Raw genomic sequence first — 26,198 nt, forward strand, 5'->3', positions numbered from 1 at the left:
TTAAATTTCAATCTATCAGTTTAAGAATTAAATACTCAGAGACATGAAAAAAATCGTCTTCTTACTCGTTATTGCTTTAAGTCTTCAGCTTTCTGCCCAAGACGAACAACCAGATTATTCGGATAAAGTTGCTACACTCGACTCTACTTTAAAAACACTTTACGGAGTTATTTCTGGGGAGAAAGGAGAGGAACGCAATTGGGATGTGTTCAAGTTTTTATTTCATCCTAAAGCAAAATTGATTCCCACTGGAAAAACCCAAGAAGGTAAACATGTTGCTCGTTTTCTAAAACCAGAAGATTATATTAGCTCTTCAGGTAAGTGGCTAGTGGAAAATGGTTTTTTTGAAAAAGAGATCCACCGTTCGGTAAATACTTTTGGAAATATCACACAGGTATTCAGTACTTATGAATCCTATCATAGTGAAGCAGATGAAGAGCCTTTTATGCGAGGCATCAATAGCATTCAGTTGCTAAATGATGGTGAACGCTGGTGGATAATCAATATCTATTGGCAGCAAGAATCCGAAACAAGCCCTATTCCATCAGAATATTTACCAGACTAAACGTTTAATTATGAAATTACCTTTAAAATCCTCAATTGTATTAGCTATCGCTATTGCCAGTTTCACCGTCAACTGTGCACAACAAGCTTCTGAAAAAGTAACACCAGTTTTTAAAGATGGGGAAGCACAAATTGTAGAAGCTTTTAATAATCCTGATGAATGGATTCGCCATGACTTATGGGTAGAAACTACTTTTGATACCGATGGTGATGGTAAAATGGACAGGATGCACGTTGATGTGACCAGACCAAAACAAACAGAGTCTGAGGGTTTAAAACTACCAGTAGTTTATGAATCAAGCCCTTATTACGCTGGTGTTGCACCAGATGTAGAAGGTGTGTTTTGGAATGTAAAGCATGAGATTGGGGAAACGACGAACGAACGCATACATCCAGAAGTCACTCGCAGAGGAAAACGCCCAATCATTTCTAACTCACAAATCAAAACATGGGTGCCAAGAGGTTATATCGTGGTGCATTCCTCTTCACCAGGAACTGGTCTGTCACAAGGAGCACCAACGGTTGGTGGAGATAACGAAACATTAGCACCAAAAGCAGTGATTGATTGGCTCAATGGAAGAGCTAAAGGTTATACAAGTCCTGATGGGAATGAGGAAGTAAAAGCCTATTGGTCAACCGGAAAAGTGGGAATGACTGGGACTTCTTACAATGGTACTTTGCCACTAGCTGCTGCTACAACTGGTGTTGACGGACTCGAAGCTATTATTCCAATAGCGCCAAATACGTCTTATTATCATTACTATCGTTCCAATGGTTTGGTACGTTCTCCTGGAGGCTATTTGGGGGAAGACATAGATGTCCTTTACGATTATATCCATAGCGGTGCAGAAGATAAAAGACCTTATAACAACAAAACGGTTAGGGATACCGAAATGAAAAACGGTATGGATCGTATTACTGGCGATTATAATGACTTTTGGGCTAGTCGCGATTACCTTAATGATATGGAACCTATGAATGCTGCTTTGTTAATGTCGCATGGCTTTAACGATTGGAATGTAATGCCAGAACACAGCTACAGAATTTATAAAGCTGCTAAAGAAAAAGGTTTACCAGCTATGATTTATTACCATCAAAACGGCCATGGTGGTCCACCACCAGTGTCTATGATGAATCAATGGTTCACAAAGTATTTACATGGAGTTGACAATGGCGTTGAAAATTTAGAAAATAAAGCGTACATCGTTAGAGAGGACGATAAGCGAAGTGAGCCAACAGCTTATAAGGATTACCCAAACCCAGACGCAGAAATGGTGTCATTATTTCCGAATACAGGTGGTGTTTTAACGACCATACACACAAAACGATTAGCTAAAGAAACCCTAGTGGATGATGTTAGCTTTAGTGGTGCTGACTTAGCTAAAGCAGAATCATCGAATAACCGATTGCTTTATGTGACGTCAGAATTAAAAGAGGATCTTCATATTTCAGGTTTGGCTAAAATTAAGATTTCTGTGGCGAGTAGTAAGCTAGCAGCTAATCTTTCAGTGTGGTTGGTCTCCTTGCCATGGGAAGAAGGAGTGAAAATTACGGATAACGTTATCACTCGTGGATGGGCAGATCCGCAAAATTCAAAATCACTGACAGAAAGTGAACCTTTAGTCCCTGGACAATTCTATGATTTAGTATTTGAGCTGCAACCCGACGATCAGGTCATTAAAAAAGGGCAGAACATAGGGTTGATGATTTTTTCTAGTGACCAAGATTTTACCTTACACCCAAAACCAGGAACAGAATTGACGGTACAATTGCACAAAACGGAATTACAATTACCTGTTGTTGGAGGAAAGGAAGAATTTAATGAAGCTACTGAGGACTAATTAATTCTTATCCTCAAGTAAAGGCACAAAACGGAATTCGCCAAACTCGTGTTTTTCGAATTCTTTTTCCCCTTTTCTGATAAACAAGGTCATCACCTGTACATCGTCCCCAACAGGTATTACCAATCGTCCGCCAATAGCCAATTGTTGCAATAAAGGCTTTGGCACAAACGGCGCTCCAGCAGTAACAATAACACTTTTATATGGGGCTTCTTCAGGTAAGCCTTTATATCCGTCACCAAAAATTAATTTTTTAGCTCTGTAACCCAGTTTTGGAAGAAACTTTGAAGTTTTCTTAAATAATTCCTTTTGACGTTCTATACTATAGACTTTTGCGCCTAGAGTACAGAGTACTGCAGCTTGGTAACCACTACCCGTTCCTATTTCTAAAACTTTATCACCAGGCTCTACATTTAATAATTCTGTTTGAAAGGCTACGGTATAAGGCTGTGAGATTGTTTGATCTGCAGCAATAGGAAATGCTTTATCTTGATACGCATGGTCCAAAAACCCAGAATCCATAAATAAGTGTCTAGGAATAGTTCCAATAGCGTTTAAAACACGCTCGTCTTTTATTCCTTTGTCTTTTAAAACACCAACCAATTGTTGGCGCATACCTTGATGTTTATATGTATCCTTCAAAAATAGGCAGGTTTAGTTTGGGTAAAATTAGGCTAAAGGTTATGAAGTACAAAAGGAATTATTAGTCTTCTTTCTACCCATCGTAATATTGCAATATTACAATGAATAATACTTACAATTCATTACAAATAAGAACTATTCAATTATTACACGTTTTAATAAAACATTATTGTCAAATTCGTAGTAAAACTGCTATTTTTGTTAAAAATGAAAATCATGCTAAAAGCAGGCGTTTTAGGTGCAGGTCACTTAGGAAAAATACACTTGAGGTTGCTCAAGCAATCTGAAAAATTCCAACTTGTTGGGTTTTATGATGCAGATGCTACTAATGCAAAAAAAGTAGTCGATGAATTTGGGTACACCTATTTTGATTCTATTGATGCGTTAATAGATGCTGTTGATGTTGTTGACATCGTTACACCAACACTATCGCATTACGATTGTGCTAAAAAAGCGATTGCCAAAGGCAAGCATATTTTTATTGAAAAGCCTATTACTAATACTGTAGAAGAAGCCGAAACCATTAGAACATTGGTGGCGGAGCACGGAGTAAAAGGTCAGGTTGGTCACGTAGAGCGATTTAACCCAGCCTTTATAGCTGTGAAAGACAATATTGACAATCCAATGTTTATTGAAACTCACCGTTTAGCTGAGTTCAACCCCCGAGGTACAGATGTGCCAGTGGTGTTGGATTTAATGATTCATGATATTGATATTATTCTAAGTGTTGTGAATTCACCTGTTAAACATATTTCGGCAAGTGGTGTTTCTGTTGTTAGTGATACTCCAGATATTGCAAATGCTCGTATTGAATTTAAAAATGGATGCGTCGCTAACCTTACGGCAAGTCGAATTTCATTGAAAAACATGCGCAAAACTCGATTCTTTCAAAAGGATGCTTATATATCTGTGGACTTTTTAGAGAAAGCTTGTGAAGTGGTTAAAATGAAGGACGCTCCTGAAAATCCGGGTGATTTTGATATGATTTTACAAAATGCTGAAGGTGTGAAAAAGCAAATTTATTTCGACAATCCTGAAATATCGAACAATAATGCTATTTTAAATGAATTGGAAACCTTTGCTGATGCCATAAATAACAACACTAAACCAATTGTGACTTTGCATGATGGAACAGAAGCTTTGCGTGTTGCTAACATGATTATCAATCAATTTTAATAGTGATGTCTGAGGTTCTTAAAGGCACCAATGAATCAAAATTTATGAAAAGTCTCTTAGAGAGCCTTAAAGACCATAAATAAACCTGAGAATAAATAACAAAATAAACTTTTAATGAAAAATATAGCAGTCATAGGAGCCGGAACCATGGGTAACGGTATTGCACATACTTTTGCGCAGTCAGGCTTTAAAGTTCAACTTATAGATATTAGTGAAGCATCTCTAAAAAAAGGAATTGAAACCATTTCCAAAAACTTAGATCGGATGGTATCCAAAGAAAAGATTACTGAAGCTGAAAAAGAAGAAACCTTAAACAACATAACCGTCTATACAGATATTACTGAAGGTGTAGAATATGCAAGCCTGGTAGTTGAAGCGGCTACGGAGAATATTGATTTAAAATTAAAGATTTTTGAACAGCTAGATAATGACTGTCCCGAAGATACTATTCTAGCAACCAACACCTCCTCTATTTCTATTACCCAAATAGCTTCAGTCACCTCAAGGCCAGAAATGGTTATCGGCATGCACTTTATGAACCCTGTACCAATTATGAAATTGGTAGAAATCATAAGAGGTTATAATACTAGTGATGAAACTACCGAAATCATCATGGAGCTTTCTAAAACTCTAGGAAAAGTACCCACAGAGGTTAATGATTACCCAGGTTTTGTAGCTAACCGAATATTAATGCCAATGCTTAACGAATCTATTGAAACTCTGTACAACGGAGTTGCAGGTGTTGAGGAAATCGACACCGTAATGAAATTAGGCATGGCGCATCCTATGGGACCTCTACAACTCGCCGATTTTATTGGGTTAGATGTATGCTTGTCTATCTTAAATGTAATGTACGACGGCTTTAAAAACCCCAAATACGCACCATGCCCTTTGTTAGTCAACATGGTTCGTGCAGGGAAATTAGGAGTAAAGTCTGGTGAAGGTTTTTACGATTATTCTGAAAGTAGAAAGGCTGAAAAGGTTTCCAGTCAATTTATAAAATAAATAATTCCCCCCTATCCTCAAAGGAACTAAAAATGGCAAAAATAATTCCATTTAAAGCAGTAAAACCTAAGCGTTCACTTGTTGGTTTGGTTGCCACGAGGCCCTATCAAAGTTATACAGCTGATGAGCGCGATTCTCGTATGGGTTACAATCCTTTTAGTTTTCTTCATATTATAAACCCTGGTTATAAATATGATAAGGTGGTTACTGGTGAAGAGCGCTACAAATTAGTACGCAATCGGTATTTAGAGTTTAAGGAAGAAAATATCTTTATTCAAGATGAAAAACCGTGTTACTACGTTTATAAAATAGTTAATCGAAACAATCAGGAATTTAATGGTATCGTTGCTGCTGCAAGTGCTGAAGACTATGAAAATGATGTTATAAAAAAACATGAAGACACATTGTCTAGTAGAGAGGAAACATTTAAAACCTATCTAAAAACGGTAGGTTTTAATGCAGAACCTGTACTACTTACCTATCCTGATAATTCGGTGATTTCAAAAATTATTAAGGACGCTCAAAAGAAACATGCAGAATTTGAGTTTGCCATGACCTATAGAGACACGCATTATCTCTGGAAAATTGATGATGATACAATCATAGCGAAGCTACAAAAGGAGTTTGAGGCTATGGATACCGTTTATATTGCCGATGGTCATCACAGGTCTTCCTCATCTTATTTGCTATATAAGGATCTAAAATCACAAAACCCAAACCATAATGGTAAAGAGCCCTATAACCATTTTATGTCGTATCTCATTCCAGAATCTGATTTAGTTATTCAGGAGTTCAATAGATTGGTGACTGATTTAAATGGTTTAAGCAAGGAGGCGTTTTTAATACAGTTAGATACGGCTTTCAGAATCGAAAACCGAGGACAATTTCCGTATATGCCTTCTAAAAAACATCATTTCAGTATGTATTTGGATGGAGATTATTACTCGCTATATTTAAGGCAAACAGATTACACCTTTACCACAGCATTAGATCGTTTGGACGCCCAAATCCTATACAAAGCCGTTTTAGATCCAATTTTAGGAATCGATGACTTAAGGGATAATAAAAGAATTGAATATGTTGATGGCAATCATGAAGTGATAACCCTTAAAAACAGTGTTGATAGCGGTAAATTTAAAGTGGGTTTTGGTATGCTGCCTGCAACAGTTGAACAGATGAAGAAAATTGCCGACGAAGGTTTAAAAATGCCACCAAAAAGCACTTACATATTGCCCAAATTAAGGAGTGGAATCACTATTTATGAATTTTAATTTATGTCCATAAAAGAAAATATCAATTCCATAAAATCAGAATTACCAGAACACGTCTCATTAGTTGCTGTATCAAAGACAAAATCTGTTTCTGAAATTATGGAGGCCTACGAGACAGGTCATCGCATTTTTGGCGAAAACAAAGTCCAAGAGATGACCGAGAAATTTGAAAAAATGCCAAAAGATATTCAATGGCACATGATTGGCCATGTTCAACGCAACAAGGTGAAATACATGGCTGAATACGTAAGCCTTATCCATGGTGTGGATAGCCTAAAATTACTCAAGGAAATCAATAAGCAGGCAAAACGTTCTCAACGCACTATTAATTGTTTGCTTCAAATAAAGATTGCTGAAGAGGAAAGCAAGTTTGGCCTATCCGCTGAAGATGCTAAAGCCATTTTAAATTCTGATAGTTTTAAATCTTTTGAAAATATTCAAATTTGTGGACTTATGGGAATGGCAACATTTACAGAGGATCAAGCCCAGATAAAAAGAGAGTTTCAATATTTAAAAACAATTTTTGAAGAATTCAAAACGTTTGAATTACCCAACTATGACATAAAAACACTTAGTATGGGTATGAGTGGGGACTATGAATTAGCCATTTACTGTGGTAGTACTATGGTACGCATTGGCAGTAGTATTTTTGGTGCCAGAAATTATGATTAAAGACTTTGATACTCTTTTTAAATCAATTAACTTTTCGCCTTCAAATTCCTAAGACATAAGAGTCCATTTACGCAATACTAGACATAGAAACTACAGGTGGTAAATACAATGAGGAAGGTATTACCGAGATAGCCATCTACCAATTTGATGGGCACCAAATTACAGATCAATTTATCAGTTTAGTAAATCCTGAGCGAGAGATTCAGCCTTTTGTAGTTAACCTTACAGGTATCAATGGTAATATGTTAAGAAATGCTCCTAAATTTTATGAGGTGGCAAAACGCATTGTTGAAATTACAGAAGACTGCGTTATTGTAGCACATAATAGTAGTTTTGACTACCGTATTTTACGAACGGAATTTAAGCGTCTTGGTTTTCCGTTTAAACGTAAAACACTGTGTACAGTAGAGTTGTCGAAACAATTGATTCCTGATATGGATTCGTACAGTTTAGGAAAACTTTCTAGGGCTTTAGGTATTGCTGTTGGTGATAGACATAGGGCCTCTGGAGATGCACAAGCCACTGTTAAACTCTTTAAAATGTTGCTTAATAAAGATTCGAAAAAGTCGATTGTAAAGACTTTTATTAAAACTGAGCAGCAGCCAAAAATAGCATCGAACCTAAAATCTATTATCGAAGAGTTACCTTCTGAGACAGGTGTGTACTATATCCATAACAAAAAAGGGGATATTATTTATATCGGTAAAAGCAATAATATTAAAAAACGGATAACTCAGCATTTTACAAATAAAAACTCCAAGTCAAAGAAAATACAAGCATTAGTAAGCTCGGTGACTTACGAAAAAACAGGCAGTGAATTGGTTGCTTTACTCAAAGAAAGTGCAGAAATTAAAAGCAATAAACCTCAGCTTAATAGAGCTTTACGTAAAAATATATTCTCCCATGCCCTATTCACATTTAAAGATGACAAAGGCTACATTCATTTTAGGGTAGATCATGCCAACAAAAAAGGAGAAATTATAACCACATTTACCAATCGTCAAAGCGGTATTGCTTTTTTAAGTAGAATTACCGAAAACTATGAGTTGTGTGAAAAACTGACACACCTTTCAGCCACCAAAACATCGTGTTTTAATTATGGAATTGAAAAGTGCCATGGCGCCTGTATTGAAAAAGAATCTCCAGAATCTTATAATGAACGGGTTTTAGAAATTATAAATCATTACAGCTATGAAGATAAAAGCCTATTGATAATAGATAGAGGACGTACGGTAAATGAAAAAAGTGTTGTGGTCATTGAAGATGGGAAGTTTATAGGGCTTGGCTTTTTTGATTTAAACCATCAAATAAACAATAAAGAGGTTTTGTTATCTTTAATTACAAATATGGAAGACAACAAAGATCACCAGCATATCATTCAAAGTTATGTTAGGAAGAATAAAAAAAGACTTAAACTCATTAATTTTTAAGACATTGAAAAAACTACTTCTTTTACTTACTTTCATTTTTAATTCCATTTCTTGGGCTCAAGAATACTCACCAGGTTTTAAAGTTTCAAGGGCAGATCTTACAAATATGACCTACAGTAAAGACACAACTGCCAGCGCAGTAGTGATTTATGATTACGGTAACGTTTTTTTTAATAAAGAATCCTTCTGGCTAAATGTAGAAATAAAGAAGAAAATTAAGGTTTTAACTGTAGATGGTTTGGATAGAGCTACAATAGAAATACCTATTTACGTAGGAAAAAACCCAAAAGAAAACATAAAAGACATCAGAGGCACCACCTATACTCTTGAAAACAATGAAGTAACAACAACTTCTTTGACCAAATCAGGAATTTTCGAGGAAAGTAATGAAGACTTTAACATTGTAAAACTTACCCTGCCAAATGTTAAAGTAGGTAGTGTTTTCACGTTTAGCTATACTAAATCTACTCGCTATTCTAATAAATATTACCCTTGGTATTTTCAAGGCCAAGACCCTGTAATTTACAGTGAATTTAACACAAGTATACCTGGGAACTATGAATATAACATAAAGTTGGTAGGTGGAATACCGTTAGATGAAGAAGTCACAGACATCGAATACCACTGCTTAGAAGCTGGTGCTGGCGCCTCTGCCAATTGTGCTAATACTAAGTATGTGATGAAAAACATACCAGCATATAAACCTGAAGCATATACAACTACCTCATCGAATTACCTATCAAGAATTGAATATGAGAGGAGCGTTATTAGACGTTTTGATGGTAGTGTAGATAAAATTTCAAAATCGTGGTCAGATGTAGATGATGAATTAAAAGGAGATAAAGATTTTGGAAGAGTTATTAACAGAAAAGCGTTAGTTAAAAATATTTTACCCGAGTCAATTACGTCTATAACTGAAACATTAGAAAAAGCAAAAGCAATTTACAGTTTTGTTATTGACAATTACAAGTGGAACAATGAATATGGTCGTTATGATGTTGATATAAAGCGACTAATAGACGACAAAGGCGGTAGTGCTTTTGAACTTAATATTTTTCTAGAAAACCTATTGTACATAGAAGATATCGAAGTGTATCCCATATTAACGTCTACACGCAATAATGGATTTATCACTAAAGTCTATCCTGTACTCACTGATTTTAATTATATTTTAATAAAAGCTATAATTGATGAAAAAGAATACCTCTTAGACGCAACTGACCCTTATTTAACCTTTGGTGAAATACCTTATAGAACCTTAAACCATTACGGTAGGTTGTTTGACTTTGAAACGGCAAGTTATTGGGAGGATATTAATGCCAAAAATTATGGTGTACAGCAGTTTCTTACCAAATTAGAGTTAAACGAGGATAATAAATTATCTGGAGTTGCAACTCATAAATTAGCTAGTTACCCTTCTCATAGAAAAAAAAGACATTATGACGAAAATCCAGAATTGTATTTAGAAAAATTGAAAAATGAATATGAGTTTATAGAAATAAAAAGTCATAAAATCTTAAATCCTGATGAAAATTCTGGTTTCTTTGAAGAAGAACTAGAAGTTGTCGTCGATGAAGAATTTGTAGGTGATAAAATTTTCTTTAATCCCATTTTGTTTCGATTTTTCGAAGAAAACCCCTTTAAGCTTCAAGAAAGGACGTATCCTATAGATTTTGGGTATAAACAAGTATATAGCTACGGATTAGAGATTGATTTAAACGATAAACTTGAAGTTGTTGAACTACCACAGTCAATCAACATTGGGTTACCAAATAATACTGGTTCTTTTACCTTTAGTATTAAGGAAGAAAATAATACAATTAGAGCCTTTATGAGACTTAGGTTTAACGAACCTATTTATAATTCTGAATATTACCCCTACCTAAAAGAATTTATGAATAAAGTCATCGAAACCCAAAACAACAAAGTAATAGTTCTTAAAAGACTTTAGCGTTAAGATTTTATATCTTTAAGCATGAAAAACAAGGAAACTAAACCTCATTGGAAAGATAAACTTCATGAAATTATTTATGAAGCAGATACTCCTACAGGTAAGGTATTTGATATTGTTCTTCTGATTGCTATTATATTTAGCATCGTTTTAGTAATGTTAGAGAGCGTTAAAAGCTTTGATATAAAATACCACAGCTTCTTGAATATCTCTGAATGGATTATTACCATCCTTTTTACTATAGAATATGTTCTAAGAATAATTACTGTAAAAAAACCGTGGAGGTATATCACCAGCTTCTATGGAGTCGTCGACTTATTGTCCACAATCCCAAAATATTTATCGATTATTTTTGCTGGCACACAGGGATTAATAGCCCTAAGGGCGCTTAGATTACTCAGAGTTTTTAGAATTTTAAAATTAGCCAGATACTTAGGTGCCTCTCAACATTTAGCAAATGCTTTAAAGGCCAGCCGTGCTAAAATTTCAGTATTCTTATTTGCCGTGTTAATAGCCTGTGTCATTTTTGGTACCATAATGTATTTGGTTGAAGGTGAAGAAAATGGTTTTACAAATATTCCTAAAAGCGTCTATTGGTGCATTGTGACCTTAACAACCGTAGGTTTTGGGGATATTGCTCCTGTTACAGCATTAGGGCAATTTATTGCTGCTATTATAATGATTTTAGGTTATGGTATTATTGCAGTCCCAACGGGAATTGTATCTGCTGAATATGCCACTGCCTCCAAAGACCCCAATAAACCACCACCGATTGATCTTAATTCCCAGTCCTGTAGTAATTGTAATGCCAAAAGGCATAAAGACAGTGCGCAATATTGTTATAGATGCGGTGAAAGTTTACATTTATGACAAAGGTATTGTTGTCTGTTGTTGGTCCAACTGCCATTGGCAAAACTGCTCTAAGCATTGAATTAGCCAAGCATTTTAATGCTGAAATAATTTCTTCGGACTCTAGACAGTTTTATAAAGAAATGTCTATTGGCACTGCTGCCCCATCAAAAAAGGAACTATCCCAAGTTCCTCATCATTTTATTCACAACAAATCAATACATAATGACTATAGTGTTGGCCAATTTGAAAAGGATGCTATAAAAAAATTAGACGAATTATTTAAATCGCAAAAAACTGTTATAATGGTTGGCGGCTCTGGGTTATACATTAATGCAGTAATTCAAGGGCTTGATGATTTTCCGGAAGTAGATAATAGTATTAGAAAACAATTGAACCAAAGACTGAAAACTGACGGTATAGAGGTTCTTCAAAATCAGCTCAACGATTTGGATCCAAAATCCTATAACACTATTGCAATTGACAATCCCCAACGTCTTATCAGAGCTCTAGAAATTACCATAGGAACGAGTAAACCTTATTCTTCATATCTTAGTAATAAAACTACCGAAAGAAACTTTAAGGCTATTTCCATTGGATTAACTGCGGAACGCTCTGTCATTTATGAAAGAATTAATCAGAGAGTAGATATGATGATTGAAAATGGATTGATTGAGGAAGCCAAAAAACTTTATCCTTTTAAACATTTAAACGCCCTCAATACTGTAGGGTATAAAGAGCTCTTTAATTATTTTGATGGTGAGTGGACTAAAGAATTTGCTATATCAGAGATTAAAAAAAACACCAGACGTTTTGCAAAAAGGCAATTAACTTGGTTTAGAAAAGACACATCTATTCGGTGGTTTGACTATAAAACCCCGACTTCTGAAATTATAAATTATACTGAAGCTGAAGTTGGTAAATTAAAAAATCCAACTTAAAAAAGCTGGATTTTTATATTTAGTCTTTAGAATCTTCTTGGTTATTGATGACCAATCTAAATCCTTCGCCATGGATATTTAAAATTTCAACATCCGGGTCTGGTTTTAAATACTTTCTTAGCTTGGCTATATATACATCCATACTGCGAGACGTAAAATAATTATCATCTCTCCAGATTTTTGTTAGTGCTAATTCCCTTGGCATTAAATCATTTTCGTGCAATGCCAATAAGCGTAACAATTCGTTTTCCTTAGGTGACAATTTTTCTGGTTCACCTCCATCGAATTTTAAGAACCGTAGCTTTGAGTTTAAGTCAAAACGTCCAATCTTAAATTCAAATTGCTTGCTATCAGCCACTGAATCTGTAGCCTTACGCTGCATAATGGCTTTTATTTTCATCAAAAGAACTTCACTGTCAAAAGGCTTATTGAGATAGTCATCAGCACCAACTTTATACCCTTTAAGTACATCTTCTTTCATAGCTTTTGCCGTTAAAAAGATGATTGGTACATCTGCATTCTTCTCTCTAATTTCCTTGGCAAGGGTAAATCCATCTTTATAAGGCATCATTACGTCTAAAATGCATAGATCATAGTCGTCCTTCTTAAACTTTTCGAAACCCTCCATTCCGTTTTTTGCATGTACGACGTCATAGTCATTCATCATTAAATAATCTTTTAAAACAGTTCCGAAATTTGGATCATCCTCAACTAAGAGAATCTTTTTATTTTGTTCTTCCATAATTTATGATATTAATGGTAGGTTGATTGTAAATACACTACCCTTTCCTTTTTCACTTTCTACTGATATATGTCCTTGATGGTCGTCCACTATACGCTTAACATAAGCCAATCCCAATCCATGCCCTTTTACATTGTGTACATTGCCCGTGTGTTCTCTATAAAACTTTTCGAACACTCTTTTTTGCACTTGTTTAGACATCCCATTTCCTTGGTCTTGTACCTTTAAGAGAATATTATTGCCAACATTTTCGGTATAAACATCAATTTTCGGAGCCTCATCCGAATATTTAATGGCATTATCTAACATATTAACAATCACATTTGTAAAATGTGTCTCATTGGCTAAAATAGACGATTTTGATGCTTCTAGATGTAGTTTGATATAACCCTTACGGTCTTCTACAATCAGTTCTACATGGGTGACAGCATCTTCAACTAAGTCATGTAATTTTAAGCGTTCCTTGCTGATATTAAGCTCATTCTTTTCGAGTTTAGAAATTCTTAAAACGTTTTCCACTTGAGCGTGCATTCGCTTATTTTCATCTCTAATCATTCCCAAATAACGCTTCACCTTATCCTTATCATCAATTATTTTAGGATTCTTAATGGAATCCAACGCTAAATTTATGGTTGCTATAGGCGTCTTAAACTCATGGGTCATATTATTTATAAAATCTGACTTAATCTGGGAAATCTGACGTTGCTTTATCAGCTGATAAATAGCACCAGAATAGGCCACAATAATAACCGAAGTAAAAATTACCGAAAGTACTATCATCCACATTATAGTGGATAACAAAAATTGCTTTCTTTCTGGGAACTCTACCCAAAGTGTATAGCTACTTTCGTTATTATTGTCCAAAAATATAGGTACTCCTCTAGCCTCTTCGGTCATTTCAAAATTATCCGAAATGACTTTTGTCGCTAAGTCATCATCATAAATAGCGAATTCAAAGTCGATTTCTATGCCTTCGTTCTTGAGAAACTTTTTTAAAAGTATCTTAACCTGCTCTGGCTTAATACGTTTATATATTGGGTAATTTGTGAAGGTAGATCTATAGCTCTTTTCCCACATATTTCTTTCTAAATCTGATAGATTAGAAAATTCCCGCAACGTGTAAAGTGGAGACAGGTTAGTGCCCTCATCTAAACCGCCAGTACTAAAAACATCTGTTACTCGTTCATTTTTAAAACGACTAAAATTTATACTGTCTGCATCAATTTCAAAGAACAATGATGGCACCTTAAAGCGCTCTTCTAATACTGTATTACGATGGATAATGGTTTTGTCGTCATTCTCCGTTCTTAAGATTATGTTTTGCAAGTTAGTGGAATCTATGTTCTCCTCTTTTAAGAGATACGGTTGAACATTGACCATAAAGTTTCTAAACTCTATATCTTCAATAGATTTAGACACAAAACTCAAAGAACGTTTTACACTTAAAACGAAATTCTTTTCCTCATTTTGTAAACTATTGTTTATAAAAAAGGATTGAACGAAAATTATACCGATGAGTGACAAACTCATCAAAACCACCAGCAACACAAATAGCTTCTTGCCCATCGCTCAAATTTAACATTTTAACATTTAGTACAAATTGGGTTTAACCTTACATTAACACAAATGTTAAAATTTATCGGACTTTCGAGAATTTGAGTAATTCCCTGTGAATTTCAACAACTTGATTTTTAGCTTTTTGTAAGTCATTATTAACGATGACAAAATCGGCGCGTTTTGTTTTTTCTTCATCTGGAAGTTGCTTGTCAATAATTTTTAAAACAGACTGTCTATCCGTATCATCTCGCTTTAATACTCTTTTAATACGTGCTTCCTTATCAGCAACAACCACTATTATTTTATCATAACTGTCTTGTTGGCCAATCTCAAAAATAATGGCTGCTTCTTTAATAACATAAGCTGAATTTTGTTTTTTTAACCACCGATTAAAGTGACTTTTTACTTTGGGATGCACTATAGCATTCATCTGCATCCTTAAGGTATCATCATTAAATATTCGTTTTCTAATGTAGTCCCTATTAAGTTTTTCGTTTGTGTAAGCAGAATCCCCAAATAGGGCCGTTAGCTTCCTTTTTATAATTTTAGAACGACCCATTAAGTCTTTAGCCTCCCTATCTGCATTGTAAACAGGAACCCCTAAATCTTCAAAGGTCACAGCCATAGTTGTTTTTCCACTACCGATGCCACCTGTAAGTCCGATTATTTTCATCTTATCCTACTATTACTCTAAGATAATAAACTCTATACGGCTCTGTCTTAGACGTGTTCTTTTCACTTTCTCTGGTTTAACAACAACCTTAGGTATTAAAAACTGTTGATTATTATTACTTTTTGAACTATAATCACAAATCACCTTAAAGTCCTCAGACTCTATATCATTGTAATCTTCTAAGCTAACATAGAATAACAAATCAACCTCTTTTGGAAAAAAATTGACACTTACTCCACTCGGTACATTTTCTAAAATTACAGGTACCTTAACCTCACCTTCAGTAAACTTGGCAACCTCACCTTTAACTGAAACTTTGTTTGGAACCATTTCAATATTAGAGTTTTCTGGTTGTATTACATCTGTGGTTTTCTCAAAATCAGAGGAAATGTTATGTATTGTAATCGTTTCTGTTTCTACAAAGTCAATCCCTTTTAGCTCTTCACTTAATCCTACGACTTTCACCGAATCTACTTCTACAATAAGGCCTTGTAATAGGTCAAAACCAGAATCAAAAAAAAGGTCTTTGTTTATTTTGAGAGGCACATATTTATAGGCTAAAAGATCGTATCTAAAATAGAGCGTATCTGGATTCATCGATAGTACTTCTAGGGAATTCCCCAAACTTTCATTAAGTTTAAAAGCATTATTAAAAGCATCCCATCTATAAGCATCATTAACTTTTTTTAGATCTTTCTTAAAATTCAAATGTACTGTCTCAGGGCTGTTAAACATAAAAGGTATAAAATTAAACCCTCTTCCCTTTACCAAAACACTCAACTTGTTTGTTGAATCTCCAACAGATTTCATTTCTTCTTCAACTCCATCGACTTTAACCACAATTTCAATGTTCTGGGTATATGTTTCGGATAGCTTAGTCAAAACCAAGAATACAAATGCTGCAATGATAAAAAAGCCAAACCCTTTTATGTTTTTACCCTTCCAAAAATGATACTTACGCCTTGGTATTTTCATTTAAAAAATAATTTAGGAAAAAGTTCTTCAGCTGGTTTTGATGAAATCATCAATCTCATTGATGATATAAGAAATCCCAATCCATAGCCAAAAAACTGAATGGCTATAGCAAACGCAGACTGTATGCCTATGGTTATACTATTATTTTGGACAGCAGAAGTAATCGTGACCAAAACAAAATAAGATACATAAAGCCAAAAAAACCATTGAATTTTAAATAGTAGTAACACCAAAGCCAAAATAAAGCCTAACGAAAATATAGTTGGCAACCAAAAAACTGGGCTTTTTGAACGAGGATGCCATCGATTTAGAATAGGTCTCGCCATCCCAAACTTATTGACTTGTTTATAAAAACTAGACCAAGAAATACGTCGTTTATGATACACATAGGCATTTTTAATAAGTTTTGTTTTATAACCAAGAGCATTTAACCTAAGAGACAAATCAGGATCTTCGCCAGGGTGAATTTTCCCAAAACCATTAGTTTTAATAAACGCTTCTTTTGATAGTCCCATATTAAAACTACGAGGTTGAAAATTCTTAACACTTTCTGAACCGCCTCTAATGCCTCCTGTAGTTAAAAAGGAGGTCATTGTAAAATTAATCGCTTTTTGAAGGTTAGTAAAAGATTTATCAGCTGCATCTGGTCCACCAAAACAATGATAAAATTCCTCTTTTAAAGAAGTGTCAACCTCAACAAGATATTGTTTAGGCAGAATAACATCAGAATCTAAAATGATAAAATAATTACCATTTGCTCTTTGCATTCCATAATTGCGAGAGTCGCCTGGCCCCGAATTATCCTTGTAGTAATACGAAATGTTTAAATGGTCAACAAATCTCTTTATTATTTCTTCGGACGACTGGGTTGAACCGTCTTCTATTATAACGATTTCGAAATCAAAATCACCTTCAAGATTTTCAAAACTCTCCAAGAGCTCTCTGATTTCTTGAGGTCTATTAAAAACAGGAATAATAAAAGAATACTTTAAACTGTCCATCAAAACAAATTTACAAACCCAGAACACAAAAAAGCCATCTTTAATATAAAAAGATGGCTTTTAGCTTTAGTAATTTAAAACTTAATCCTTAATAATTTTTATGGTTTCTATTCGATTTTCAATCCTAATCTTAAGAAAGTAGTTGCCGGATCTAAGATTAGATAAGTCTAACTCTGGATCTATAGAACGTGGGCTTTGTCTTAGCACCTCTTGGCCTAACAAATTATAAACAGCTATTTCATCTATAGTTTCTACTGAATTAAAATGAAGTTTATCTTTTGTTGGATTTGGATAGTATGTGAATTGAGTTTTATTAAACTCATCATTACTTAGTGTAGCACCAGAAACAAAATCAATAACCATTGAACCTGCAGCTGTAGTACTACTTGAGCTTGCACCATATCCAGGAGCATATGTTACGTTCCAAGCACCTGCCGCAATAAAATAGGTACCTGCTTCTAAATTTGTTAAAGTCATTAGACTCAATGTACCAGAACCCCCGTCATCATCACTTGCAACTAAGTTACCGTTAGAATCATAAATACCCAATTCGGTATCAGTAAACCCGGTTGTTGAATCCGTGTCAATTACTATATCCTCGCAACCACCCGAATAAACAAGTTCAATCCATTGAATTCCATCTACACTAGCATCATAAGCATTTGTTGCTGTTTGCATATCACCACAAGAATTAATAGTAATCGTTTGTAAAGTTGTAGGCGTAGAGCCAGCAAAATCTTCTGTAGTAAAGCTCCATAAAGGACAACCAGAAGCTTCACTATCACCATTTTTTGGGATTACCTGCCAATAATATGTTGTGCTATAAAAATTAAAAGTAATATCAGCAGTTTCAGAAGCTACATTTGTTACTAAAGTCAAGTCACTTCCATCACTTTCAACTCCTGCATAAAAGTCATACGAAGTAGGAGTTGGTCCAGAAGATGGCGCAGTCCAAGTTACAGTGACCGGAGTTCCTACTATTACACCTGTTGCACCATCGGTCGGTGAAATTGGTGTTTCTGCACAATTTGGTGCAGGCGGTAGAGAAAACTCTTCTAAGCAAAAAGAAATATCTGAAGTTGAGCCATCAAAATCATAAATTTGAATTAAAAGGTCTTGACCTATTGTCCAACCAGATAAAACGGTATCTGCTGAAGCAAATGTTCCACTACAATCAATTTCTGTCGTCCCTGTCGAATCCCATATAGTGATTCCTGGGTCGCCGCTACCGTCATTCCATATTAAAGCATCAGTAGTAGATGTCCACGTATAAAAACGATCTAACCCAACATCGGTCCCTAAACAAGAGTTATCATTTCCACTATCAGAAGTACCTGAAGCCGTATAAGAAAATGTAAAAGATGCACATCCTGTTCCTGACGCAGAAGGTGTTATTGGGATAGCACCTCCAGGCTCATCATTTGCAGCTGGTGGCGTCCCAGCACAACTAGTGCATTGAATAGTGGTTGAAAAACAAGAACTAGTTTCATTGCAAGCAGCATCATCAGTCCAATTGATGTTAATTTCGGTAACCCCTACAGGAGCAGTAAAACTAACAGGAGAAACACCATGGGCTAAAACATTAGAAGTATTTGCTGCCTCAACTACTGTTATGTATGCACCACCTGAGATAGTCACTTCATAATCGCTACCAGGAATAATATTATCAACCACAGTAAACTCTCCAGTGTAATTACAGCCACTAATACCTACTACTGCATTATCAGATGCTGCAGAAACTGTTGATGTTGGAAATTGGCCTTGAGATCCTGCTGGACATTGAGAATACCCAATAATAAAACAAAAGTTTAAAAGTAAAAAAGTAATTTTTTTCATAAAAAGCTAGATTTAAATCAGTTAGTATCAAAAAGGTAATTTAAATCTTAGTAAAACTTCAATGCCATCGATTAACGGGGAAAATCTTCGATAAAAATTAAATTAATATTATGTTGCCATCCAAGTTTTTATAACATAAACCAAAAAAATGCCCAATATAAATTTCTAGGATAATTAGTGTTACCTAACTAGATGAGAATATAATTTACAGCCTGAAAAAGATTATTGCTTTACAACCTTAAATACCTCTGAAGTATTTTCAGAACCAATGACCTTTACAAAATAGACCCCAGAGTTAAGGCTACCAAAGTCTAATTCACTATTAAAACCTTCAACCTCTTTTCGCATTACTTCTTGACCTAGTACCGAATACACTACAAGGCTTTTAATGACGTGTTGTGATTCAACCTTGAGCGAATTGTTAACAGGGTTCGGAAAAACCTTAAAATTAGAAGTTGCTACTTGACTTGCAGAAAGCGTCTGCCCTTCAATAATATGAATAAGGCTATTAGCTGAAATATTATTAAGCACATCTACTAATCCACTTGGCCAGGTTACTTTTACATAATCAATGGTTGAAGCCGTACCAACACCAAATATTTCTTTAAATGAATTCTGTGAAATATAACCTTCACCCAACATTAAATATCTATACTGTACATCTCCGTTAACTGAAATTTCAATTTTGGCTCCAGCGGCATTTTTGTTACTTACAGTACCTTCAAGCGTTACTGCTAAATAATTATTAGATGTTGTCGATTGGTTATTCCATACAAAAGGCGGTTCGTCAACATTGTTAATCACAACTATGTCAATTTTTCCATCATTATTAATGTCCCCTATAGCACTAGCATAGCTTTCTTTATCATTATTGTTAAAGCCAATACCTGTTGGCTGCGAAAAGACTTCAGAACCGATATATTCGTAAAAAGCATAGGATTGATAACCATTAGAACCATCAAATGAGCAGGCTAGATAAAGGTCTAAGTCCCCATCATTATCTGCATCAAAAAAATTAGAACCCCAAGAAAAACTATTTAAATTAACACCAGAATGTTCAGAAATATCAGTAAAAGTATCATCTCCATTATTTTTAAATAAGACACTTCCTTTCGTCATTGTACTTATATAATCGGGTGTGTTTGTAATGAATAAATCCAAGTATCCATCAGCATTAAAGTCGTCAACAGTTACGGACATGGCATCTATGACTATACCTGTCCCAGAACTAAAACTAATGTCAGTAAACGTACCATCACCATTATTTTTATACATAAAGTTAGGGTCCGTTCTATCATTTGAGACATATATATCTAACCAACCATCATTATTTATATCAAAAAAACCAGAACAAAAACTTAGAGCCTCAACATTTGTAAGACCCACACTATCCGTAACATCTGTAAAAGTGCCATCGCAATTATTCTGATATAAGTAATTGGTTATCGATTTTCCTGTAACCCTATTAGATATGTAAACATCTAGACAGCCATCGTTATTAATATCACCCCAAGATGCACCAAATGTCCATAAATTTTCGGTAGGAAAACCTGCTGATGAAGTTACATCTACTAATCCGGATGGAGTCTTTTGGAATAATCGGTTATTAGCTTCATCACTTGCTACAAATAAATCAAGATCCCCATCATTATCATAATCTACCCAAGTCGCAGCTCGTGTTTGATAATCTATAGCAGGGCTTAACAACAACTCTTCAAAGAATAGCCCATAACTATTACGATAAAACCGAAGTGCTCCGTTAGACCCTGAGGTTAAAGTGATATCGTCCCAACCATCTTGATTATAATCTGCAAAACTAACCCCCGGACCTAAATCTAATGTCCCGGAATGTGATGTTAAACCAATATTAGAAGCCTCGTCGGCGAAATAAATTTGTGAAATAGAACTGAAAGAACAGAATAGAAATGCTATAAACAAACAATAATGTTTCTTAAAAATTAGCATATTATATTCAAGGGATTAATTAAATACCTTGTGAATATAATGAATTTTAAGAAATTTGAATGCCTTTAAAAATCTACTCAGTAAATTTTTCCATTACAGCATCACTAACTCCCATGTTACTAAAGCCGCCGTCATTAAATAAATTCTGAAGTGTAACGCGCTTTGTAAGGTCACTGAACAAGGTCACTGTATAGTTAGCACAATCTAAAGCAGTTGCATTTCCTAATGGAGACATTTTATCGGCATAAGCTATAAAACCATCAAATCCTTTAACTCCCTGACCTGCAGTTGTTGGAGTTGGAGACTGAGATATGGTATTGACACGTACTTTTTTGTCGCGCCCGAAGAAATACCCAAAACTACGGGCAATACTTTCTAGATACGCTTTATTATCTGCCATATCATTATAATCTGGGAAAACGCGCTGTGCAGCCATATACGTTAAAGCTACAATGCTTCCCCACTCGTTCATGGCATCATTTTTATAAAGTGTCTGCATCACCTTGTGAAAAGACATAGCAGAAACATCAGTTCCTTTTTGAGTCCAATCGTATTTTTGGTCAGTATATGCACGGCCTTTTCTCACATTGATTGACATACCAATAGAATGCAATACAAAATCTAATTTTCCACCAAGGATTTCCATGGATTTTTCAACCAAGTTTTGAAGATCGTCTTCAGACGTGGCATCTGCAGGAATAATTTCAGAACCAGTTTTCTCGGCCAACTCATTGATTTGCCCCATGCGCATAGCAATTGGCGCATTAGTTAATACAAAGGTTCCACCTTCTTCATGGACTCGTTCTGCTGTTTTCCAAGCGATAGAGTTTTCGTCTAAAGCCCCAAATATAATTCCTCGTTTTCCTTTTAATAGATTATACATTGATTGTATTGTTTTATGCGATTAGTATAGTTTTAGATTTAACAAATATAGTACTAATTCAATAATTGCTTGGCATGTGCAATTGCTGATTCTGTAGTATTAACTCCACCTAACATTTCAGCAATTTCCACAATGCGCTCATCATTCTGTAATTGCTTTATTTGCGTTTGTGTTTCAGAATCTGTATCGAACTTAAATACTTTGTAATGCGTATCACCCTTTGCTGCAATCTGAGGCAAATGAGTTATACTGAAAATCTGCATCTTTTTACTCATTGACTTCATTATCTCACCCATTTTGTTTGAAATCTCACCCGAAACACCTGTGTCAATTTCGTCGAACATCAAGGTTGGCAACTTTATATAATGAGCTAAAATGGACTTAATAGTGAGCATAATTCGTGAAAGTTCACCTCCAGAGACCGCTTTTTTCAATTCTTGAAATTCAGCACCTTTATTTGCTGTAAACAAAAAGTTTAAATGATCAATACCATTGCTTCTAAAGTCTTTAGAACGTTCCAAATCTATTTTAAATCTAGCATTAGGCATTCCCAATTCAGCTAAAATCGATTCTAATTCCTTAATAAACTGCGGAATGGCATCTTGCCTATTCTTGCGTATGGCATTCCCTTTCTCTAACAATTGCTTTTCTAAAGTTTCTAACTCGTTCTCAGCGTCTGAAATATCATTATCCAAATTTTCAGTTGAAGTTACTTTCACCTTTAATTCATCCAATAAGTTCAATAATTCAGAAATAGACGATACGTTATGCTTATGCAACAGTGAATTTACTTTTTGAAGTTTTTCACTCGTTTCTGCCAGTTCTTTTGGATTAGAATCAATACCTGATGATAAGTCTTCAATCTCACTCCTAATGTCGTCCAACTCAATAAAAACACTCTCAAGCCTTTCTTTTAAGGTATTATAAGATTTTCCAAAGCTGCTAATCTGAGTGATTTCTCGTTTTGCTTCATTCAATCGTTCTAAAACACCGAACTCTTCATTATTTATAATTTCGAAACATAATTGCAACTTTTCTTCTATAGTTTCAACATTGTTCAATTGCTCATAACGCTCTTCCAATGTTTCTACATCCAAACCTTCAAGCTGTGCCTCTTCCAGCTCGTTCATTAAAAAAAGGTTATAATCATATTCCTTAATGCTTTCTGCTTTCGATGCTTTGAGTATTGTTAATTTTTTTTGCTGTGCCTTGTAGTCTTTTAAATGTTTTGAAAAATCACTCAAAAGGTGTGAATGCCCTGCGAGCGCATCAATCAATTCAAACTGATAATCCTCATTTAACAAATCTCTAGTTTGATACTGAGAATGGATGTCCAATAAAAAACTACTCAATCGCTGTAACGTGTCTAAATTTACTGGTGTGTCATTCACAAAGGCTCTAGATTTACCACTTGGTAATATCTCCCTTCTAATTATTGAAAGATTCTCATAATCCAAGTCTTCATCTTCAAAAAGCGACTTCAAATTATAATCTGAAATTTTAAATATAGCTTCGACAATACATTTTTTACTGCCGTCTTTAATCTGACTTAAATCGGCTCGTTTACCAAGCACCAAAGATAAAGCACCAAGCAAAATAGATTTCCCTGCCCCAGTTTCGCCAGTAATTATAGACAGACCTTCAGAAAAGTTGACGTGCAACTCATCGATAAGCGCATAATTCTTTATGGATAAACTGGTTAACAATTTAGAGTGATTTATATATTCAGAAATGCAAAGCTACATTTTGAACATTATAAATGTAAGAAAACTAAAGAAAGATTTTTAGAATTTTATCTGTCTCCACTTAGAACTTTGGTTTGGAGAAACAGTATTTAAAACATCGATGACTTTAGTCACATTAATACTTGGACCGCCTTTAAAAATATCTGCAATCTCGTTAGCCTTAGCATCGAAGAAAACACGCATTATAAAAGAGTTTGGGCGTCGTCTATGCATTTGCTGTAAATCGATTATTGATGCTGCTATTTGGTCTTTTCCCTTTTTAGCTGCAGTACTCATCACGTCTAGTCCCTCTCTGTGATATGTGTACATCGTCGACCTAAATTCCTTATACGTCGGAGATAAAATATTATCAATCAAAGCAAAACGAGATTGTAAGCCATCAGAGAGCTTCCATCCTTTTGCATTTCCTTGTTGGGAGTAATTGGCAATGACCTGCGCCTGCACATAATGCTCGTCGCCACCATTAGGGGCAAAAGAATCTGCATCCATACCTAACATAATATAAATATGAAAAGACAACATGGATATTAAATTAGACTCAAACTGGTTTGGATTATACACCAAGTTCTGATATTCTAAATAGTTGAATTGAAAATCCTTGTCATTAAAAGCGTAGATAGGTGTTTTGTAAGATGAATTAAAAACAGGTCTTGACGACTGAACTTGTAAAGTACCCGAAAAAGCGTCATTGTTGTAATTCTGAATATTAATAACCATACTACACTCAATACGTTCTGATGGCCTAAACGTTTGGTTAGTCCACGTTGTATTATTAATGAATTCAGTCAATTGACGCTCCAAAGTCCTAAAGACAACATTATTATCATTACCTGTTTGTTGAGCTACAACCGTAACAGTACAATTCAATTCTTGTGAAAGACTTGTAAAGGATATTAAGAACGCTAAAAAGCCAAGAAATTTACGCATCTATAGATTTTAATATAAGTTGTAAAAGGTCTTGAGCAACTTCTGTTTTTGATTTTAGTTGATGCTCAATGATTGATTTCGATTTTGTTATAAATGTAACCTTATTCGTTGAACCACCAAAACCAGCACCTTTATCTTGCAAGGAATTCAACACGATTAAATCCAAATTTTTAGATTCTAACTTACCTACGGCATTCTCAACTTCGTTATTGGTTTCTAATGCAAAACCGACCAAAAACTGATTTTGTTTCTGTTCTCCAAGAGATTTTAAAATATCTTTTGTTTTCTCAAGTTGAATAGTAAACGTAGTATCCTTCTTTTTTATTTTGTTTTTTGCAATTTCTTGTGGTCTATAATCTGCAACGGCTGCAGAGAGGATAGCGACGTCACAATCAGTATAGTGCTTATGAACCTCATCGTACATCTCCTGAGCACTCGTAACAGGTTTAATAGCAATAAGTGTATGCTCTAGTTTTTGATGCGTTGGTCCTGTTACAAGTATAACCTCAGCACCCAAGTTAGCAGCAGCGTTTGCAATTTCGAAGCCCATTTTGCCACTACTATGATTACCCACAAATCGGACAGGGTCAATAGCTTCATAAGTCGGCCCAGCAGTAATCAATACTTTTTTCCCTCTTAAAGGCAATTTTTTAAGAATATCTTTTTCAATAAATTCGACAATATCCTCTGGCTCTGCCATTCTCCCCTCACCGACAAGACCGCTAGCTAACTCACCACTGGTAGCAGGAATCATAATATTTCCAAACTCCAATAATTTTTTAAATGATTCTTTGGTACTTGGGTGTTTGTACATATCTAAATCCATTGCTGGCGCAAAATAAACAGGACATTTTGCCGATAAATATGTAGCCAACAACAAGTTGTCACTTGCGCCATTAACCATTTTGGATAATGTATTTGCTGTTGCTGGAGCAATAATAAAGAGATCCGCCCAAAGGCCTAATTCTACGTGATTGTTCCAAACCGCATTATCATCTTCTTTATCAGTAAACGAAGAATAAACTGGGTTTTTAGAAAGTGTGGAAAGTGTAAGTGGGGTTATAAAATCCTTAGAAGCAGGTGTCATCACTACTTTAATGTTGGCACCTGCTTTTATGAATAGTCTTACTAGATTGGCAGTTTTATACGCTGCAATACCTGCCGTAACACCTAGTAGAATGTTTTTGTCTTTTAGAATAGGCATTCAATATTTATTCCTGAGTCGTATCCTCAGTATTTCTATGATAAATCTTATCATCTAACCACTCTTTAATAGCTAAGGCATGTGGTTTAGGTAACTTTTCGTAAAACTTAGAAACTTCAATCTGCTCCTTGTTTTCAAAAATCTCTTCTAAACTATCATTATAAGTCGCAAACTCCTCCAATTTATCGATAAGCTCTCTTCTTATATCTGTGTTAATTTGTTCTGCACGTTTAGCGATAACAGAAATGGCCTCATAGATATTATCTGTAGGAGCATCTATTTTGTTTCTGTTGTACGTTAATGTCGTAACCGGTGCGTCTGTCTTTTTTAAATCCATTATATATAGTA

General features: G+C 34.9%; 23 protein-coding genes. 10 read left to right on the forward strand and 13 right to left on the reverse strand.

Annotated elements, in window-relative coordinates:
• Positions 1 to 43 precede the first annotated feature (43 nt).
• Positions 44 to 565, forward strand: a complete 522-nt coding sequence (locus tag ACFEMA_RS14065; protein WP_411768844.1) for a hypothetical protein — start codon at positions 44 to 46, stop codon at positions 563 to 565.
• A 10-nt stretch (positions 566 to 575) separates the two neighbouring features.
• Positions 576 to 2,405, forward strand: coding sequence for a Xaa-Pro dipeptidyl-peptidase (locus ACFEMA_RS14070; RefSeq protein ID WP_411768845.1), 1,830 nt, complete (start codon positions 576 to 578; stop codon positions 2,403 to 2,405).
• On the opposite strand, the gene ACFEMA_RS14075 is transcribed toward ACFEMA_RS14070, so the two are convergent.
• The gene (locus ACFEMA_RS14075; RefSeq protein ID WP_411768846.1) at positions 2,406 to 3,047 is read right to left on the reverse strand and encodes a protein-L-isoaspartate(D-aspartate) O-methyltransferase; all 642 of its coding nucleotides are present in this window, start codon (positions 3,045 to 3,047) and stop codon (positions 2,406 to 2,408) included.
• Between the two features lie 216 nt (positions 3,048 to 3,263).
• On the opposite strand from ACFEMA_RS14075, the gene ACFEMA_RS14080 reads away from it, so the two are divergent.
• The 8 genes from ACFEMA_RS14080 (at position 3,264) to miaA (ending at position 12,342) form a co-directional block, all read left to right on the forward strand.
• Complete coding sequence (locus ACFEMA_RS14080) at positions 3,264 to 4,223, forward strand: Gfo/Idh/MocA family protein (RefSeq protein ID WP_411768847.1); 960 nt, start codon at positions 3,264 to 3,266, stop codon at positions 4,221 to 4,223.
• A gap of 114 nt (positions 4,224 to 4,337) precedes the next feature.
• On the forward strand, positions 4,338 to 5,228 hold the full coding sequence (locus tag ACFEMA_RS14085) for a 3-hydroxybutyryl-CoA dehydrogenase (protein WP_411768848.1): 891 nt from the start codon (positions 4,338 to 4,340) through the stop codon (positions 5,226 to 5,228).
• Between the two features lie 32 nt (positions 5,229 to 5,260).
• Positions 5,261 to 6,499: a DUF1015 domain-containing protein gene (locus ACFEMA_RS14090; RefSeq protein ID WP_411768849.1), complete on the forward strand. Its 1,239-nt coding sequence runs from the start codon at positions 5,261 to 5,263 to the stop codon at positions 6,497 to 6,499.
• Between the two features lie 3 nt (positions 6,500 to 6,502).
• The gene (locus ACFEMA_RS14095) at positions 6,503 to 7,171 is read left to right on the forward strand and encodes a YggS family pyridoxal phosphate-dependent enzyme (RefSeq protein ID WP_411768850.1); all 669 of its coding nucleotides are present in this window, start codon (positions 6,503 to 6,505) and stop codon (positions 7,169 to 7,171) included.
• A gap of 65 nt (positions 7,172 to 7,236) precedes the next feature.
• A complete protein-coding gene (locus tag ACFEMA_RS14100) occupies positions 7,237 to 8,601 on the forward strand; it encodes an exonuclease domain-containing protein (protein WP_411768905.1) in 1,365 nt (454 codons plus the stop codon).
• A 4-nt stretch (positions 8,602 to 8,605) separates the two neighbouring features.
• A complete protein-coding gene (locus ACFEMA_RS14105; protein WP_411768851.1) occupies positions 8,606 to 10,552 on the forward strand; it encodes a DUF3858 domain-containing protein in 1,947 nt (648 codons plus the stop codon).
• A 24-nt stretch (positions 10,553 to 10,576) separates the two neighbouring features.
• On the forward strand, positions 10,577 to 11,422 hold the full coding sequence (locus tag ACFEMA_RS14110; protein ID WP_411768852.1) for an ion transporter: 846 nt from the start codon (positions 10,577 to 10,579) through the stop codon (positions 11,420 to 11,422).
• Positions 11,419 to 12,342, forward strand: a complete 924-nt coding sequence (gene miaA / locus ACFEMA_RS14115) for a tRNA (adenosine(37)-N6)-dimethylallyltransferase MiaA (RefSeq protein ID WP_411768853.1) — start codon at positions 11,419 to 11,421, stop codon at positions 12,340 to 12,342. Before ACFEMA_RS14110 ends, miaA begins: the two co-directional genes overlap by 4 nt.
• Before the next feature lie 19 nt (positions 12,343 to 12,361).
• Here the strand turns inward: miaA and ACFEMA_RS14120 are convergent, their stop codons facing one another.
• The 12 genes from ACFEMA_RS14120 to ACFEMA_RS14175 all read right to left on the reverse strand — a co-directional run bounded on the left by ACFEMA_RS14120 (position 12,362) and on the right by ACFEMA_RS14175 (position 26,187).
• Entirely contained in the window at positions 12,362 to 13,084 is a 723-nt protein-coding gene (locus tag ACFEMA_RS14120; protein ID WP_411768854.1) for a response regulator transcription factor, read from the reverse strand.
• 3 nt (positions 13,085 to 13,087) lie between these two features.
• Positions 13,088 to 14,650, reverse strand: coding sequence for a sensor histidine kinase (locus tag ACFEMA_RS14125; protein WP_411768855.1), 1,563 nt, complete (start codon positions 14,648 to 14,650; stop codon positions 13,088 to 13,090).
• 70 nt (positions 14,651 to 14,720) lie between these two features.
• Positions 14,721 to 15,314, reverse strand: a complete 594-nt coding sequence (gene coaE, locus ACFEMA_RS14130) for a dephospho-CoA kinase (protein ID WP_411768856.1) — start codon at positions 15,312 to 15,314, stop codon at positions 14,721 to 14,723.
• Between the two features lie 12 nt (positions 15,315 to 15,326).
• Positions 15,327 to 16,289: a CdaR family protein gene (locus ACFEMA_RS14135; RefSeq protein WP_411768857.1), complete on the reverse strand. Its 963-nt coding sequence runs from the start codon at positions 16,287 to 16,289 to the stop codon at positions 15,327 to 15,329.
• Entirely contained in the window at positions 16,286 to 17,290 is a 1,005-nt protein-coding gene (locus ACFEMA_RS14140; RefSeq protein ID WP_411768858.1) for a glycosyltransferase, read from the reverse strand. The genes ACFEMA_RS14135 and ACFEMA_RS14140 overlap by 4 nt, the downstream gene beginning before the upstream one ends.
• 81 nt (positions 17,291 to 17,371) lie before the next feature.
• The gene (locus tag ACFEMA_RS14145; protein WP_411768859.1) at positions 17,372 to 19,126 is read right to left on the reverse strand and encodes a T9SS type A sorting domain-containing protein; all 1,755 of its coding nucleotides are present in this window, start codon (positions 19,124 to 19,126) and stop codon (positions 17,372 to 17,374) included.
• Between the two features lie 222 nt (positions 19,127 to 19,348).
• A complete protein-coding gene (locus ACFEMA_RS14150) occupies positions 19,349 to 21,064 on the reverse strand; it encodes an FG-GAP-like repeat-containing protein (RefSeq protein WP_411768860.1) in 1,716 nt (571 codons plus the stop codon).
• A gap of 100 nt (positions 21,065 to 21,164) precedes the next feature.
• A complete protein-coding gene (locus ACFEMA_RS14155) occupies positions 21,165 to 21,974 on the reverse strand; it encodes an enoyl-ACP reductase (protein ID WP_411768861.1) in 810 nt (269 codons plus the stop codon).
• Positions 21,975 to 22,027: 53 nt separating this feature from the next.
• Complete coding sequence (gene recN / locus ACFEMA_RS14160) at positions 22,028 to 23,680, reverse strand: DNA repair protein RecN (protein WP_411768862.1); 1,653 nt, start codon at positions 23,678 to 23,680, stop codon at positions 22,028 to 22,030.
• A gap of 78 nt (positions 23,681 to 23,758) precedes the next feature.
• The gene (locus ACFEMA_RS14165) at positions 23,759 to 24,646 is read right to left on the reverse strand and encodes a DUF4835 family protein (protein WP_411768863.1); all 888 of its coding nucleotides are present in this window, start codon (positions 24,644 to 24,646) and stop codon (positions 23,759 to 23,761) included.
• Complete coding sequence (gene coaBC / locus ACFEMA_RS14170; protein WP_411768864.1) at positions 24,639 to 25,850, reverse strand: bifunctional phosphopantothenoylcysteine decarboxylase/phosphopantothenate--cysteine ligase CoaBC; 1,212 nt, start codon at positions 25,848 to 25,850, stop codon at positions 24,639 to 24,641. Before coaBC ends, ACFEMA_RS14165 begins: the two co-directional genes overlap by 8 nt.
• 7 nt (positions 25,851 to 25,857) lie before the next feature.
• Entirely contained in the window at positions 25,858 to 26,187 is a 330-nt protein-coding gene (locus ACFEMA_RS14175; RefSeq protein ID WP_411768865.1) for a DNA-directed RNA polymerase subunit omega, read from the reverse strand.
• Positions 26,188 to 26,198 lie beyond the last annotated feature (11 nt).

It is taken from the genome of Winogradskyella sp. A3E31 (genome assembly GCF_046720935.1).
Taxonomy (GTDB): Bacteria; Bacteroidota; Bacteroidia; order Flavobacteriales; family Flavobacteriaceae; genus Winogradskyella.

Excerpts from the sequence above, each read along its gene's own strand:
- ACFEMA_RS14070 (WP_411768845.1), top strand. The coding sequence starts at position 576 with ATGAAATTACCTTTAAAATCCTCAATTGTATTAGCTATCGCTATTGCC.
- ACFEMA_RS14090 (WP_411768849.1), top strand. The coding sequence starts at position 5,261 with ATGGCAAAAATAATTCCATTTAAAGCAGTAAAACCTAAGCGTTCACTT.
- ACFEMA_RS14155 (WP_411768861.1), bottom strand. The coding sequence starts at position 21,974 with ATGTATAATCTATTAAAAGGAAAACGAGGAATTATATTTGGGGCTTTA.
- ACFEMA_RS14125 (WP_411768855.1), bottom strand. The coding sequence starts at position 14,650 with ATGGGCAAGAAGCTATTTGTGTTGCTGGTGGTTTTGATGAGTTTGTCA.
- ACFEMA_RS14080 (WP_411768847.1), top strand. The coding sequence starts at position 3,264 with ATGCTAAAAGCAGGCGTTTTAGGTGCAGGTCACTTAGGAAAAATACAC.
- miaA (WP_411768853.1), top strand. The coding sequence starts at position 11,419 with ATGACAAAGGTATTGTTGTCTGTTGTTGGTCCAACTGCCATTGGCAAA.
- ACFEMA_RS14145 (WP_411768859.1), bottom strand. The coding sequence starts at position 19,126 with ATGAAAAAAATTACTTTTTTACTTTTAAACTTTTGTTTTATTATTGGG.
- ACFEMA_RS14110 (WP_411768852.1), top strand. The coding sequence starts at position 10,577 with ATGAAAAACAAGGAAACTAAACCTCATTGGAAAGATAAACTTCATGAA.
- coaE (WP_411768856.1), bottom strand. The coding sequence starts at position 15,314 with ATGAAAATAATCGGACTTACAGGTGGCATCGGTAGTGGAAAAACAACT.
- ACFEMA_RS14135 (WP_411768857.1), bottom strand. The coding sequence starts at position 16,289 with ATGAAAATACCAAGGCGTAAGTATCATTTTTGGAAGGGTAAAAACATA.
- coaBC (WP_411768864.1), bottom strand. The coding sequence starts at position 25,850 with ATGCCTATTCTAAAAGACAAAAACATTCTACTAGGTGTTACGGCAGGT.
- ACFEMA_RS14165 (WP_411768863.1), bottom strand. The coding sequence starts at position 24,646 with ATGCGTAAATTTCTTGGCTTTTTAGCGTTCTTAATATCCTTTACAAGT.
- ACFEMA_RS14120 (WP_411768854.1), bottom strand. The coding sequence starts at position 13,084 with ATGGAAGAACAAAATAAAAAGATTCTCTTAGTTGAGGATGATCCAAAT.
- ACFEMA_RS14140 (WP_411768858.1), bottom strand. The coding sequence starts at position 17,290 with ATGGACAGTTTAAAGTATTCTTTTATTATTCCTGTTTTTAATAGACCT.
- ACFEMA_RS14175 (WP_411768865.1), bottom strand. The coding sequence starts at position 26,187 with ATGGATTTAAAAAAGACAGACGCACCGGTTACGACATTAACGTACAAC.
- ACFEMA_RS14085 (WP_411768848.1), top strand. The coding sequence starts at position 4,338 with ATGAAAAATATAGCAGTCATAGGAGCCGGAACCATGGGTAACGGTATT.
- ACFEMA_RS14095 (WP_411768850.1), top strand. The coding sequence starts at position 6,503 with ATGTCCATAAAAGAAAATATCAATTCCATAAAATCAGAATTACCAGAA.
- ACFEMA_RS14065 (WP_411768844.1), top strand. The coding sequence starts at position 44 with ATGAAAAAAATCGTCTTCTTACTCGTTATTGCTTTAAGTCTTCAGCTT.